Genomic DNA, 14,212 nt, shown 5'->3' on the forward strand with positions numbered 1-14,212 from the left:
TCTATATCCACGGCGGCGGGACACCTCTCCCCAACGAGAGGCTAATTACCTGGAAGGGTATCAATATGGCCACTGCCACCGCTAAGCCGGACGTACGTCCGAACAACACCCATTTTTCGTCTGGTCCTTGCTCGAAGCGCCCCGGTTGGTCGCTCGAAGCCCTTTCCGACGCGCCGCTCGGCCGCTCGCATCGCGCGAAAGTCGGAAAGACGAAGCTCAAGCAGGCCATTGACCTTACCCGTGAAATTCTCGAAGTGCCGGCCGATTACCGCATCGGCATCGTGCCCGCTTCCGATACTGGCGCCGTCGAAATGGCGCTCTGGTCGCTGCTCGGCGAGCGCGGCGTCGACATGGTTGCCTGGGAAAGCTTTGGCGCCGGTTGGGTCACCGACGTCGTCAAGCAGTTGAAGCTCAAGGACGTCCGCAAGATCGAAGCCGGTTACGGCGAACTGCCCGATCTCTCAACCATCGATTTCGACCGCGATGTCGTCTTCACCTGGAACGGCACCACCTCGGGCGTTCGCGTCCCGAATGGCGACTTCATTCCCGCTGACCGCAAGGGCCTGACGATCTGCGACGCAACGTCCGCTGCCTTCGCGCAGAACCTCGATTTCGCCAAACTCGATGTCGTTACCTTCTCCTGGCAGAAGGTTCTCGGCGGCGAGGGCGCGCATGGCGTCATCATTCTTTCGCCGCGCGCCGTCGAGCGTCTGCTCAGCTACGCACCGGCCTGGCCGCTGCCGAAGATCTTCCGCATGACCTCCGGCGGCAAGCTGATCGAGGGCATCTTCACCGGCGAGACCATTAACACGCCGTCGATGCTCTGCGTCGAGGATTATATCGATGCGCTGCTGTGGTCGAAGCAGGTCGGCGGCCTCAAGGGCCTGATGGCCCGCGCCGACGCCAATGCCAAGGTCATCGCCGATTTCGTCGCCGCCAACGACTGGATCGCCAACCTGGCGCTGAAGGCCGAGACGGCTTCGAACACTTCGGTCTGCCTGAAGATCACCGACAAGGACGTGCTGGCACTCGACGCCGACGGCCAGGCGAACTTCGCCAAGGGCATCGTCTCCCTGCTCGACAAGGAAGGTGTCGCCTACGACATCGGCCACTATCGCGACGCGCCGTCCGGCCTGCGCATCTGGGCCGGCGCCACGATCGAAACGGCTGACATGCAGAAGCTGATGCCGTGGCTCTCCTGGGCGTTCGCGACCCAGAAGGCGACGCTGTCCCAGGCTGCCGCCTGAGTTGATCGCATCCGGCTCCGCTGAAGAAGCGGAGCCTCGCAATCCTGATTACATTCCATCGTTGAACCTTTTGAAGGAAGCCCCCAATGGCACCTCGCGTTCTCGTATCCGACGAACTGTCGGAAACCGCCGTCCAGATCTTCCGTGATCGTGGCGTCGAAGTCGATTTCCAGCCGCAGCTCGGCAAGGACAAGGACAAGCTCGCCGAAATCATCGGCAATTATGACGGTCTCGCCATCCGCTCGGCCACCAAGGCGACGGAAAAGCTGATCGCCGCCGCTGCTAACCTCAAGGTTATCGGCCGCGCCGGTATCGGTGTCGACAATGTCGATATTCCGGCCGCTTCCAAGCGCGGTATCATCGTTATGAACACGCCGTTCGGCAACTCGATCACGACGGCCGAACACGCCATTGCGCTGATGTTTGCCGTTGCCCGCCAGCTGCCTGCAGCGGATTCGTCCACGCAGGCCGGCAAGTGGGAAAAGTCGAAGTTCATGGGTGTCGAGATCACCGGCAAGACGCTCGGCGTCATCGGCGCCGGCAATATCGGCGGCATCGTCTGCAAGAAGGCCATCGGCCTCGGCATGCACGTTCTTGCCTACGACCCCTTCCTCTCGGCCGAGCGCGCTCAGGAAATGGGCGTCACCAAGGTCGAGCTCGACGAGCTGCTCGCCAAGGCTGACTTCATCACCCTGCACGTGCCGATGACCGACAAGACCCGCGGCATTCTCGGCAAGGAAAACCTCGCCAAGACCAAGCCCGGCGTTCGCATCATCAACTGCGCCCGTGGTGGCCTGGTTGACGAAGCGGCACTTGCCGAAGCCATCAAGTCCGGCCATGTCGCCGGCGCCGGCTTCGACGTCTTCGAAGTCGAGCCCGCCAAGGAAAGCCCGCTGTTCGGCCTGCCGAACGTCGTCTGCACGCCGCACTTGGGCGCATCGACCACGGAAGCGCAGGAAAACGTGGCCCTGCAGGTTGCCGAGCAGATGTCGGACTACCTCGTCAAGGGTGCCGTTTCCAACGCCATCAATATGCCCTCGATCACCGCTGAAGAAGCGCCGATCCTGAAGCCGTTCATCAAGCTCGCAGACGTTCTCGGCGCCTTCGTCGGCCAGGTGTCGGACGATCCGATCAAGGAAATCGAGATCCTCTATGACGGCGCCACCGCCACGATGAACACCAAGGCGCTGACGTCTGCGCTGCTCGCCGGCCTCATCCGTAACCAGGTCGCCGACGTCAACATGGTTTCGGCACCGATCATGATCAAGGAAAAGGGCATCGTGCTCTCCGAGGTCAAGCGCGACAAGACCGGCGTCTACGACGGCTACATTAAGCTGACGGTGACAACAGACAAGCAGACCCGTTCCGTTGCCGGCACGGTCTTCTCCGACGGCAAGCCGCGCTTCATCCAGATCAAGGGCATCAACCTTGACGCCGATGTCGGCGCCAACATGGTCTACATCTCCAACACCGACGTCCCCGGTATGATCGGCTTCATCGGCACGACCCTGGGTGCGGCCAACGTCAATATTGCCAACTTCCAGCTCGGCCGCGGCGAGCAGGGCGGCGATGCGATCGCACTGCTTTACGTCGATGGACCGGTCAGCGACGACGTGCTTGCAAAATTAACTGCGAACACGGCGATCCGACAGGCCAAGCCGCTCGTATTTGCTGTTGATTGAGTTTTCCTCCCAAGGGAAACATACAAAGGCCCGGCGCAGGCGACTGCGCCGGGCTTTTGCATTGGTTGATGACGGTTCCCTGGGCCGCGCGGCTATTTCTGCGGGCGCAGCAGCCTGAGGGCGTTGATCGTGACGAGCACCGTTGCACCGGTATCCGCCAGGATCGCGTGCCAGAGGCCGGTGATGCCGGCGATGGTGGTGACCAGAAATACGGCCTTCAGCCCGAGCGCGATGGTGATGTTCTGCATGATGTTGCGCATCGTTCGCTTGGAAAGGGCGATCATGGACGCCACGTCGCTTACCCGTCCGTGAAGGATGGCTGCATCGGCGGTCTCCAGCGCAACGTCGGTTCCGCCGCCCATGGCGATGCCGACGTCGGCGGCGGCCAAGGCCGGTGCGTCGTTGATGCCGTCTCCAACCTTGGCGACGACAAAACCCTCACGCTTCAAATCGCCCACGATGCGCTGCTTGTCCTCAGGCATCAGCTCGGCGCGAACCTCGATTCCGAGCGTCTCCCCGATCGCGGTTGCCGCGCGGCGGTTATCGCCGGTCAGCATGACCACCTTGACGCCCTCGGTTTTCAGGGCGTCGACGCCTGCCTTCGCGTCGTCGCGGGGCTCGTCGCGCATGGCGATGGCGCCGGCCAATACGCCGTCGGCAATCAGGACGGAGACTGTCTTGCCCTCATCGTTCAGCGAGGCGATCCGCGTGACCTGATCGGGAGAGAGTGGAATACGCTCGTCGGCGGCCTTGGGCGAGCCGAAGAATATCTCGACCCCTTCGACCGTTCCCGTCACGCCCTTTCCGGGCAGGGCGCCTGGGTTGGTTGCCGGCGCCGACGCGATGCCGTCCTCGGCGGCTCTGGCGAGGATTGCAACGGCCAGGGGATGGCTTGAACCAGCCTCGAGGGCGGCGGCGTATTTCAGCACATCGGCTTCTGTTAGCCCGAAGCCCAGAACATCTGTAACCTTCGGTTTGCCGGCCGTCAGCGTGCCCGTCTTGTCGACGGCGATGGCGGTAACCTTGCCGAGCGTTTCCAGCACCGCACCACCCTTCAGCAGCAGCCCGCGACGCGCGCCCGCCGAAAGCGAGGCTGCAATAGCGGCGGGCGTGGAGATCACCAGCGCGCAGGGGCAACCGATCAGGAGGATGGCAAGGCCCTTGTACACCCATTCGCTCCAGATGCCGCCGGCAAGGAGAGGGGGCAGGATGGCGACGAGTGCGGCCACGGCGACCACGCCCGGGGTGTAATAACGGGAAAAGCGGTCGATGAAGCGCTCCGTTGGTGCCTTCGATTCCTGTGCTTCCTCAACCAGCTTGACGACGCGGGCGATTGTGTTGTCGGCGGCTGCAGCCGTGACCCTGACCCGCAGCGCGGTGTCGCCGTTCACGGTGCCTGCGAAGACGATGTCGCCTTCGGTCTTGCGCACGGGAGTGCTTTCACCTGTCACCGGTGCCTCGTCGATCCCGCTTTCGCCGGAAAGAATGACGCCATCGGCAGAAATCCGGTCGCCGGGGCGAACGAGGATCGTCGATCCGACGGTCAATTGTTCTGCCGGGATCTCCCGTGTCTGGCCGTTCTCCTCCAGAATCGCACTCTTCGGCACAAGGGTCGTCAGGGACTGGATGCTTTCGCGCGCCTTACCTGCGGCCACGCCTTCCAGCAGCTCGCCCACAAGGAAGAGGAACACGACGGTGGCTGCTTCCTCGCCGGCATGGATGATGACGGCGCCGACGGCGGCGATTGTCATCAGCATCTCGATCGAGAAGGGTGTGCCGGCCAGCGCAGCCATTATGGCGCGGCGGGCAATCGGGACGAGACCGACCAGTATGGCGGCTACGAAGGCGTAAGGCGCGATCTGCGGCACGAGGTGGCCGATTGCATAGGCGACGACAAGAGCGGCGCCAGAGGCGATCGTCAGGCGACCCTTTCGGCTCTGCCACCAGGGGCCGGACATCGGGGTATGATCGTGGCCATGCAGGCCTTCGATCTCCGCTGCCTTTCCGTGCTCGCTGCCGTGATCGTGGTGTGCATGGTCGTGCCCCCCTTGGTCATGGCCATCGTGCTCATGGTGATGATGGTCGTGATCGCATGTTGCATGGCTGGGGGCTTCGTGCCCGTGTTTGGCATGATCGCCCGTGGGCGCCAGGGAATAGCCGAGGCCGGTCACCTTTCTCTCGATGGCCAAGAGATCACTGCTGCCGTCGTGGCGCACGGTCATCGTGGCCGCCGTAACCGATACCTTGACGTCAGCCACGCCGGGCATTCGACGGACGGCGGTATCGATCTTGGCAGCGCAACTGGCGCAATCCATGCCACCCACTCTGTACCGTTTCTCGACCGTTTCACCCATGACATGCTTCCTTGAGATTTGGATGCACCTTTCCTACATCCTCTAGTGGCTAGAGGTGCAAGTGGAAAAACATGAAGAAGATTACTATCGGTGAAGCCTCCCGGCAAAGTGGCGTGAAGGTGCCGACGATCCGGTACTACGAGAGTATCGGCCTGCTGGCCGAGCCCAATCGCAGCGAAGGGAATCAGCGCTCCTACGAGCCGTCGGATCTGCGCCGGCTCGCCTTCATCAGACATGCCCGCGAACTCGGCTTCGAGGTGGATGCCATTCGTGCGCTGCTGACCCTTCAGGACGACCCCAACCAGTCCTGCGCGTCGGCCGATGCGATTGCCAAGGCGCGCCTTGTGGAGGTCGAACAGCGTATCCGCAGCCTGACGGCGTTGAAGGCTGAGCTTGAGACGATGATCAAGGGATGCGTGCATGGCCGTGTCGACGAGTGCAGGGTGATCGAGGTGCTGGCTGATCATGGCCAGTGTACTCATTCGCACCACTGAAACGCGGGAAAACGCAAAAAGTCGGAGCGCAACGTGCTTTGTTGCACAACTGGAAGGCGTTCGCCTAAAGTTTAGGCGAACTATGATTCTGATTTCATTTAGTTTTTTCGATTATAACAAGTCGGTCCGCCCTCAATATTTCATGTGATTTTGCCATGACCGGCTTTTTGACAGCACTTGTTCCGCTCGATGCTCCCAACGATGATTTCCAGTCGTTGTTTGCGACCCATCCATCACCGATGTGGGTTTACGATCCGGACACCTTGCGCTTCCTGATCGTCAACAACGCCGCGGTCGATCTCTACGGTTATTCGCCGCAGCAATATGCCAGGATGACTGTTCTCGACATTCGCCCCGCGCAGGAGCGCCGGCGGATGCTGAATGCGGTGTACGCGCGCACCGATATGGAAAAGGCCGAGCGCTGGACGCATCTCAAGGCGAATGGCGAGATGCTGGAGGTTCTGACCTACGGCCGCGCGGTGCGCTTCGACGGTCGCGATGCCATCCTGGCGATCGTGCAGGACCGTACCGAGGTCAATGCCGCGCATCGCGAGGTGACCGATACGCGCTCGCTTCTCGACAGTATCGTCGACAATCTGCCGGTCGGCGTCTTCGTGAAGGATATGGAAGCTGACGGTCGCTACATCCTGTTCAACGAGGCCTGCGGATCGATCGTGGGCTTCAACGCGGCGGACGTGATTGGCCAAAGCGATCGCGCCATCTTCGACGACAAGCAGACCGCCATCTTCCGCGAGCAGGATGCCCAGGCATTCGAAGCCGTTTCCACGATCAGCTTCGAAGAGACGATGCGCCGCGTCGATGGCCTGCCCCGCATATTGCGGACGGTGAAACGCGCATTGCCGGCGCCGGATGGTTCGGCGCCGCGCTATCTGCTTGGCATATCGCAGGATGTGACGGAGGAGCGCTCGGTCGAGACCCGGCTTGCCTACATGGCCATGCACGATGCGCTGACCGGCTTGCCGAACCGCGCTTATTTCTCCGAGCATATCCAGCGCGAGGCGGCGCATGCCAGCGCCGAAAACCCGATCGCGCTCCTTTATCTCGATGTAGACCATTTCAAGCACATCAACGACAGCAAGGGGCATGCGGCGGGTGATGCGCTGCTCTGCCAGGTGGCCGCCCGCCTGACCGCGCTCGTGAGGGATGGTGACCTTGTTGCCCGTCTCGGCGGCGATGAATTCGCGCTTGTTCTTCGGCTCACCGAAGACGGCTGCATCGAGCGCTTTGCCGAACGTCTGCTCTCGGTCCTGTCGAAGCCTTTTGATCTCGATGGCGTCAATGAGCATGTGACCTGCAGCATCGGCATTGCGATGGCGCCCGGTCACGCCGCTGACGACGACGTTCTCATGCGGCATGCGGATCTGGCGCTTTATGCGGCCAAGGAGAGCGGGCGCTCAACCTACCGGTTCTACGAAGCGGAGATGCGCCGCGAGGCGGAGCGTCGCCACATGCTCACCGTCGAGCTGCGCGAAGCGTTGCAGAAGAACCAGTTCGAGCTTTACTACCAGCCCATTGTCCAGCTCGACGACGACGGCCTCGGTGGTTTCGAAGCGCTCATCCGCTGGCGTCATCCCGAGCGTGGGCTGATCCCGCCGATGGACTTCATTCCGGTGGCGGAGGAGACAGGGCTGATCGTTCCGATCGGTGACTGGGTGCTGCGCGAGGCCTGCCGAACGGCGGCCGCATGGCCGCAACATCTCAAGATCGCGGTCAATCTTTCCGTTTGCCAGTTTCGACACAACAGCCTGCTTGCAACTGTCGTATCAGCGCTGGATGAAACGGGCCTGCGTCCCGAACGGCTGGAGATCGAGATCACGGAGTCCGTCTTCCTTGCTGACGTCGAGCAAAGTCTGCCGCTGTTGCGGGCGCTGAAGGAGCTGGGGATCCGCATCGCCATCGACGATTTCGGCACGGGCTATTCCTCGTTCAGCTACCTCCGCGCCTTTGCCTTCGACAAGATCAAGCTCGACCGCAGCTTTGTGTCGGGTATCGAGAGCGATCCGGGTAATCTCGCCATCGTGCGCGCCGTGGTCGGGATCGGATCTGGCTTCAATGCGACGACGCTTGCCGAAGGGATCGAGACCGAAGAACAATTGCAGAAGCTGCGGGACGAGGGTTTCAGCGAAGTGCAGGGCTTTCTGCTCGGCAAGCCCATGCCGCGCGCCGAGGCCGAAGCTTTGATCGGCGTTGGCGCGTCAAGCCTGCTGGCTGCCGCCGGACGCTGAAACCATGTCGTCAAACGCATCGGCTGCCTTGCTGCGATAGCGCTCCTGATGGCGCAACAGGAAGAAGGGGCGGGGAAGCGCTGGCACGTTCGCCTCGACCAGAGCGCCGCTGCGCAGCAGCGGGGCCACGATGCTGCGGGACATCAATGTTGCTCCCGCGCCCGTTTCCACGACACCAATGACGGTTTCATTGCCCGGAAGCGACAGCGGGATGGCGAGGGAACCGATGCTCATTGCCGCGCCTTCCAGCAAGCTCTCAAACGCGCGGCGCGTGCCTGAACCGGTTTCGCGCAGGATCCAGGCCGTCGTGGGAAAATCTCGAACGCTTCTCGGCTTTCCATCCGCCCAGGCATGGCCCGGTGCAATGACGACGATCATCTCGTCGGTCGCAACCATGCGTGCGGATACGCTTCGCCGTTCATTTGGCCATTCGATCAGGCCGATTTCCGCCCGACCTTCGGCAACGGCGTCGGCGACCTCTGATGTATTCGCGATGCGAACGCCAAGGGCGATGCCCGGATAGCGTTTCTGGTACTCTGCCAGGCGCGGTGCCAGCCAATAGCCCGCCACGGTCTGGCTTGCCATGATCGACAGTTCGCCATGCATCAGGCCTGACAGGTCCATGAGTGCCGCTTCGGCCGCTTTTGCACTGGCCAATACCGCATGGGCCTCCTTCAGAAAGAGACGCCCTGTCTCATTCAGAACGATAGAACGTCCGACACGATCGAACAGCGTGACGCGATGGCGGCTTTCCAGGGCGGTGATGGCGGCGCTGACGGCCGATTGCGTCATGTTCAGATGTGCCGCCGCCTGCGTGATGTGCTGGCGAGCGGCGACCTCGGCAAAAATTCTGAGTTGTTCCAGCGTCATTTCGGCCTCGGTTGATACTATTCGATTTTACCGAACAAAATGACAATTACAATTCGCTGGAATCGATTAATTGGCGAGCGTATCGATTGGGCCAGATCAAGGATTGAAAGCAATGGCCACACTCACCGCATCCAGCCGCAGCGCGACACGTCTCCTTAACAATGTGCGTATCCGGCATTTCACCCCCAACTGGTTTGCGACCACAATGGGGACAGGCATACTTGCCATCTGCCTGGGGCAGTTCCCTCACTCACCGCTGCTGGTGCAGATGGGCGGCGTTCTGTGGCTCGGCAACGGTGCGCTTTTCGTTGCTCTCGCAGCCCTCTATGTCGCCAAATGGCTTCTCTATCCGCGCGATGCTCTTCGCGCTCTGGAGCATCCCGTCGTGTCGATGTTCTTCGGCTGCATTCCCATGGGATTGGCGACCATTGTGAATGGTGCGTTGATCTTCGGTATTCCGATGTTCGGAGCGGTCGCCGCGCAGGTGGCTGTCTATCTCTGGTGGATCGATGCGTTTCTGGCCGTTCTGGCAGGGCTTGCCATTCCATATGCCATGTTCACCCGGCAGGAGCACGCCTTCGAGCACATGAGCGCCATATGGCTGCTGCCAATTGTCGCCAGCGGCGTGACGGCCGCAAGCGGTGGTCTTCTGCTGCCGCATATCGACGGGGCGAGTGCGCAGCTCACGGTGCTGTTTGCAAGCTATGTGCTTTGGGCCTGCTCCTTGCCGCTTGCCCTCAGCATTCTGACGATCCTCTTCCTGCGACTGGCGCTGCACAAGCTGCCGCCGGCAAGCATGGCGGCCACCGCATTTCTGGCGCTCGGGCCGATCGGCACGGGGGCGCTCGGGCTGATGCTGTTTGCAGCAAACGGGCGCAGTGTGCTGGAGGCAAATGGTCTTGATGCCATCGCGGCGGCCATATCGGGAGCGGCACTCCTCGGCGCCATCCTGTTGTGGGCTTACGGTCTCTGGTGGCTCGGCGTGGCTGCGGCCGTCACCGTTCGCTATCTGAAGATCGGCCTGTCGTTCAATCTTGGCTGGTGGGCCTACACATTCCCGATGGGGGTCTATGCGGTGGCAACGTTGCGTCTGTCGACCATGATTCCGGTTCCGGCACTTGGCGTATTCGGGGCGCTCCTAGTCGTCGTCCTTGCGGCGACATGGCTTCTGGTCGCCACCCGCACAGCCCTGGGGGCGCTTGATGGGGCGCTGTTTTCAGATCCTTGCCTAGAGCAATAGATCGGATCGTGTTTTCCGGGTCTTCCAGACCTCTCGCCCGGTTCGAAATTTCTGCGCGACGCACTGGTTTTGCCGTACCACCTTGTTGTTTCCGTTGCAGATCGCGCGAAGGTATCTATTCTGACGACGCTTCAGGCCGTTCGGAGGAATGAATGTCGGCACGGCCTTTCTTCAGGATATCTGCGGCGGTTAGCGCCTTGCTTGCCGTTACCGGGCTGTTCGCCGTTGCGGCCCTGACGACCCCTGATGTGACGGGGCGAGCCAAGATCGCTCTTGACGCTGTGCTCGTGGCCATATGGGCCGCTTATGTCTTGCAACTCATCGACACCCTGATCATCCAGCGGGCATCGCGCTCACGCGACAGGACGCCGGCGATCGCGGTGGACGTGCTCGCTGTTGTGGTGCCGCTTGGTGCCTTCCTGTTTGCTGGCAGCCGCGATCAAAGTCTCTATTGCGCCATATGGCTGCTGAAGCCCCTGCGCGATTCGACCTTCTTCCGGATGCTTGGGCGCGTTGTCGCGAATGAGGCCCGAAACCTGGTTGGTGTGACCTCGATCTTCGGCATCGTTCTCTTCGGTGCAGCACTCGCCGCCTATCTGATCGAGCGCGATGTTCAACCCGATCGCTTCGGCAGCATTCCGCAGGCAATGTGGTGGGCCGTGGTGACGCTATCGACCACGGGCTATGGCGACGAAATTCCGCAGAGCTTCGCCGGACGTGTTCTTGCCGGACTGGTGATGATGAGCGGGATCGGCATCTTCGCGCTCTGGGCCGGTATTCTGGCGACCGGCTTTGCCGAAGAGGTGCGGCGCCGGGATTTCGTGCGCAACTGGCAGCTGGTGGCGGCGGTGCCGCTCTTCCAGAAGCTCAGCTCGGCGGCACTTGTCGAGATCGTGCGGGCCTTGCGATCGCGGGTCGTGCCAGCCGGCACCGTGATCTTTCGCAAGGGCGACGTGGGTGACCAGATGTTTTTCATCGTCGAGGGGCATGTCAGCGTCGCGACGCCCAACCCGGTGGACCTCTCCGCCGGCAGCTTTTTCGGCGAGATGGCGCTGATCACGGGCGAACCGCGCTCGGCGACGGTGAGCGCTGCAACCGAGGTCTCGCTCCTGTCTCTCTACGCGGTGGATTTCCAGGTGCTGTCCAGCAGCAACCCCGATATTGCCGAGGTCATTCGGAAAACGGCGCTTGAGCGGCGTGGTGCGGTGCCGAAGGGATAGGGCTCGGCCGCCGTAGCAGTGCCGCCCCTTGCGCCGCAAGGCAATCCTTTCTATATCCTCGCCTACGAAAGTGCCCGCGGTCGATCCCGCCGGCAGAGACGAAGGTCTGCCGGATTTGCGCATTGCAGGGCGGATGAAGACACGCTTATAGAATTGGCCACTGCCCGTGAACACACTGGATTTTGACAAGAAGCCGGAAGATACCCGCGTTGTCGTCGCCATGTCAGGCGGCGTCGACAGTTCCGTCGTGGCGGGCATTCTCAAGCGCCAGGGCTACGATGTGCTCGGCATCACGCTGCAGCTCTACGATCACGGCGCGGCCGTTCACCGCGCCGGCTCGTGCTGTGCTGGTCAGGATATCGACGATGCGCGTCGGGTTTGTGAGACGCTCGGCATTCCGCATTACGTCCTGGATTACGAGAAGCGCTTCCGCGATACGGTGATCAATCCGTTCATGGAGAGCTACGTAGCCGGCGAGACGCCGATTCCTTGCGTCTCCTGCAATCAGACGGTCAAGTTCGCGGATCTGCTGGCGACCGCCAAGGAACTTGGCGCCGATGCGCTGGCGACGGGCCACTATATCCGCTCGCGTGCGAACCCGGCGCCCGGCAATCCCGGCCGCCGTGCGCTTTATCGCCCGGCTGATGCCGACCGCGACCAGAGCTATTTCCTGTTTGCAACCACGCAGGAACAGATCGACTATCTGCGTTTCCCGCTGGGCGGCCTGCCGAAGGCCGAAACCCGCAAGCTTGCAGAAGAGATGGGTCTCGTCGTCGCCAAGAAGGCCGATAGCCAGGACATCTGCTTCGTGCCGCAGGGGAAATACACCGATATCATCAACAAGCTGAAGCCGAATGCGGCGCTCGCCGGCGAGATCGTCCATCTCGACGGGCGCGTGCTCGGCAATCACGAAGGCATCCTGCACTATACGATCGGCCAGCGTCGCGGCATCGGGGTTGCGACCGGCGAGCCACTCTATGTCGTCTATCTCGACGCGCGCTCGCGCCGCGTCATCGTCGGGCCAAAGGAAGCGCTGGAGACGCACCGCGTCTATCTCCGCGACGTCAACTGGCTGGGCGACGAAGAACTGCTGCAGGCAGCTTCGGGCGAAGGCTTTGCCTGCTTTGCCAAGGTGCGCTCGACCCGTGCGCCGACGCCAGCCGTTCTCCATGCCGACCAGAGCGGCATCTACGTCGATCTCGCCGTCGGCGAAGCAGGGGTAGCACCCGGGCAGGCCTGCGCCCTCTACTCGGCTCCAGGCGACAACGCCCGTGTCTACGGCGGCGGTTTCATCGAGCGCTCCGAGCGGGAACCCGCTGCCGAAGCCTCGCTGAAGGCGTTGCTGGCGAGTGCCGTCGCGGCCTGAAAAACTCTCGGGCATTTTCTCGATCATTCGCTTGACACGACCGCAAGGGTCGCCATATAAGCCGCTCATTCGACGAGCCGGGCGCTTCGCAAACGGCATTGTTGGCAGATGGCTGGGTAGCTCAGTTGGTGAGAGCGCAGGATTCATAACCCTGAGGTCGGCGGTTCAATTCCGCCCCCCGCTACCATCTTTATCTCCGAATTATCTCCCTCTCCGATAAGGCTAGACAGAAAGCCCCTGATCGTCATACCGTGGGGGTCTCCCGGTTCCTGTACCTCCACAACGATTGCGGCAACCATCTGATGCAACGGACCGCCAGCTCTAGCCAGGGCGATTGTGGGTCGCAGAACCAGGTTTGGTTACCGATACTGGCCTGCAGATAGGACCAATCGGTGAACTCCGTGCCCCGATCGAAGGTGATGGAACGGCGGGCAAGACGGGGCAGGGCCTGGAGCGCCTGAACGAGGCCGTTCATGACCGGCCGCGACTGCCGGTCGTTGTTGCGTGGAAAGATGGCGAAGCGGCTGACCCGTTCGACCAGCGACGTCACGTTGGCCTTGCCGGACTTTTTGCGGAACTGAATGAGATCGCATTCCCAGTGCCCGAACTGTTTTCGGTCAGCAACAGTGTTGGGGCGACGCAGGATGTTGAGTTCCGGGCTAAACCGCTGACCATGCTTGCGCCTGGCATGCCGCGGTCTGCGTCGGGCACGATGCTCGGGTAGGTGTCGCCACAACTTGATCGCCTGACCATCGGCCGAATACGCGAACTTGTAGATCGTTTCATGGCTCACCGAAACCGGGTGGCGTTCCAGACGCATTCGACCGGCGATCCGCTGCGGCGACCAGCCATGCATGATCCGGTCAATGACAGATTGCCGGACATTCGAGAAGCGCGACAGCTTTTGCAATTTGGCACGCCGCTCACACGCCAGGTCATGCGCCGTGACGCAATAATAGCCGGTCAGTTCGGGCAACTCGCGATCGGTGAACGTATTGCGTCGGATCTCGCGGAAAATCGTCGAGCGATGCCGGCCGAGCTTATCGGCTATGAGCCCGACGCTGAGACCTGATACTCTCCAACGCGCGATCTTGCGTCGTTCATCCATGTCGATATGGGAGTAGGTGCGTTTCATTGCTGCTTCCTTGTAAGTGACAACCCATTGGTATCATTCGCAAGTCGCACTTCATCCTTGAACCCACCCTCGACCGTTTCGATCCGAAGTGCCGCGCGTCAGGCGATCAAACTGCCCGTCCTAATCGGCAAGGGCGTCGCTCGAAGATGGATCCATCCGCTGAGACTTTAGCGGCCGTAGGGGTTCACTCCAAAGCAGATCGAAGCGTTCTCCCTCGCCGATGGCAAGCTCTAGAGCGGGATTGTTTTAAGTCCGTTCGTATCCAGCCTCGCTGAAGTGGTTTTGACACTCCTGCGGGGTGACTGTTTGGAGGATGATTGCGAGTGCGTCGGAGACGGCGTTTCTGGTTCTGGCCTGC

Annotated in this window: 10 protein-coding genes, 1 tRNA gene and 1 pseudogene; 8 read left to right on the top strand and 4 right to left on the bottom strand. The window is 61.6% G+C overall.

What is annotated here, in order from left to right:
- Window positions 1-65: 65 nt before the first annotated feature.
- Window positions 66-1,247 (top strand): phosphoserine transaminase, encoded by a 1,182-nt coding sequence (locus A6U87_RS17330; RefSeq protein ID WP_065692544.1) that lies wholly within the window; start codon window positions 66-68, stop codon window positions 1,245-1,247.
- 86 nt (window positions 1,248-1,333) lie between these two features.
- Window positions 1,334-2,929, top strand: coding sequence for a phosphoglycerate dehydrogenase (serA, locus tag A6U87_RS17335; protein ID WP_065692545.1), 1,596 nt, complete (start codon window positions 1,334-1,336; stop codon window positions 2,927-2,929).
- A gap of 92 nt (window positions 2,930-3,021) precedes the next feature.
- On the opposite strand, the gene A6U87_RS17340 is transcribed toward serA, so the two are convergent.
- Window positions 3,022-5,283, bottom strand: coding sequence for a heavy metal translocating P-type ATPase (locus A6U87_RS17340; RefSeq protein WP_065692546.1), 2,262 nt, complete (start codon window positions 5,281-5,283; stop codon window positions 3,022-3,024).
- 71 nt (window positions 5,284-5,354) lie between these two features.
- Between A6U87_RS17340 and A6U87_RS17345 the strand changes: the two genes are divergently transcribed.
- Entirely contained in the window at window positions 5,355-5,777 is a 423-nt protein-coding gene (locus A6U87_RS17345; protein ID WP_065692547.1) for a helix-turn-helix domain-containing protein, read from the top strand.
- A gap of 155 nt (window positions 5,778-5,932) precedes the next feature.
- The gene (locus tag A6U87_RS17350) at window positions 5,933-8,023 is read left to right on the top strand and encodes a bifunctional diguanylate cyclase/phosphodiesterase (RefSeq protein WP_065692548.1); all 2,091 of its coding nucleotides are present in this window, start codon (window positions 5,933-5,935) and stop codon (window positions 8,021-8,023) included.
- On the opposite strand, the gene A6U87_RS17355 is transcribed toward A6U87_RS17350, so the two are convergent.
- Window positions 7,994-8,893, bottom strand: coding sequence for a LysR family transcriptional regulator (locus tag A6U87_RS17355; protein ID WP_065692549.1), 900 nt, complete (start codon window positions 8,891-8,893; stop codon window positions 7,994-7,996). The two genes, A6U87_RS17350 and A6U87_RS17355, sit on opposite strands and share 30 nt — an antisense overlap.
- Before the next feature lie 112 nt (window positions 8,894-9,005).
- On the opposite strand from A6U87_RS17355, the gene A6U87_RS17360 reads away from it, so the two are divergent.
- The 4 genes from A6U87_RS17360 (at window position 9,006) to A6U87_RS17375 (ending at window position 12,906) form a co-directional block, all read left to right on the top strand.
- Complete coding sequence (locus A6U87_RS17360; protein WP_065692550.1) at window positions 9,006-10,133, top strand: TDT family transporter; 1,128 nt, start codon at window positions 9,006-9,008, stop codon at window positions 10,131-10,133.
- Between the two features lie 152 nt (window positions 10,134-10,285).
- Entirely contained in the window at window positions 10,286-11,353 is a 1,068-nt protein-coding gene (locus tag A6U87_RS17365) for a cyclic nucleotide-gated ion channel (RefSeq protein WP_065692551.1), read from the top strand.
- A gap of 166 nt (window positions 11,354-11,519) precedes the next feature.
- Window positions 11,520-12,719 carry a tRNA 2-thiouridine(34) synthase MnmA gene (gene mnmA, locus A6U87_RS17370; protein ID WP_065692552.1) on the top strand — a complete coding sequence of 400 codons (1,200 nt, stop codon included), beginning with the start codon at window positions 11,520-11,522 and terminating at the stop codon, window positions 12,717-12,719.
- A 110-nt stretch (window positions 12,720-12,829) separates the two neighbouring features.
- Window positions 12,830-12,906, top strand: a tRNA-Met gene (locus A6U87_RS17375).
- A 57-nt stretch (window positions 12,907-12,963) separates the two neighbouring features.
- Here the strand turns inward: A6U87_RS17375 and A6U87_RS17380 are convergent.
- Window positions 12,964-13,854, bottom strand: coding sequence for an IS30 family transposase (locus A6U87_RS17380; RefSeq protein ID WP_244499525.1), 891 nt, complete (start codon window positions 13,852-13,854; stop codon window positions 12,964-12,966).
- A gap of 246 nt (window positions 13,855-14,100) precedes the next feature.
- Window positions 14,101-14,212, bottom strand: a pseudogene (locus A6U87_RS30175) (IS630 family transposase); the annotation flags it as partial.

Source organism: Rhizobium sp. AC44/96 (assembly GCF_001692185.1).
Taxonomy (GTDB): Bacteria; Pseudomonadota; Alphaproteobacteria; order Rhizobiales; family Rhizobiaceae; genus Rhizobium.

Excerpts from the sequence above, each read along its gene's own strand:
- A6U87_RS17330 (WP_065692544.1), top strand. The coding sequence starts at position 66 with ATGGCCACTGCCACCGCTAAGCCGGACGTACGTCCGAACAACACCCAT.
- serA (WP_065692545.1), top strand. The coding sequence starts at position 1,334 with ATGGCACCTCGCGTTCTCGTATCCGACGAACTGTCGGAAACCGCCGTC.
- A6U87_RS17340 (WP_065692546.1), bottom strand. The coding sequence starts at position 5,283 with ATGGGTGAAACGGTCGAGAAACGGTACAGAGTGGGTGGCATGGATTGC.
- A6U87_RS17345 (WP_065692547.1), top strand. The coding sequence starts at position 5,355 with ATGAAGAAGATTACTATCGGTGAAGCCTCCCGGCAAAGTGGCGTGAAG.
- A6U87_RS17350 (WP_065692548.1), top strand. The coding sequence starts at position 5,933 with ATGACCGGCTTTTTGACAGCACTTGTTCCGCTCGATGCTCCCAACGAT.
- A6U87_RS17355 (WP_065692549.1), bottom strand. The coding sequence starts at position 8,893 with ATGACGCTGGAACAACTCAGAATTTTTGCCGAGGTCGCCGCTCGCCAG.
- A6U87_RS17360 (WP_065692550.1), top strand. The coding sequence starts at position 9,006 with ATGGCCACACTCACCGCATCCAGCCGCAGCGCGACACGTCTCCTTAAC.
- A6U87_RS17365 (WP_065692551.1), top strand. The coding sequence starts at position 10,286 with ATGTCGGCACGGCCTTTCTTCAGGATATCTGCGGCGGTTAGCGCCTTG.
- A6U87_RS17380 (WP_244499525.1), bottom strand. The coding sequence starts at position 13,854 with ATGAAACGCACCTACTCCCATATCGACATGGATGAACGACGCAAGATC.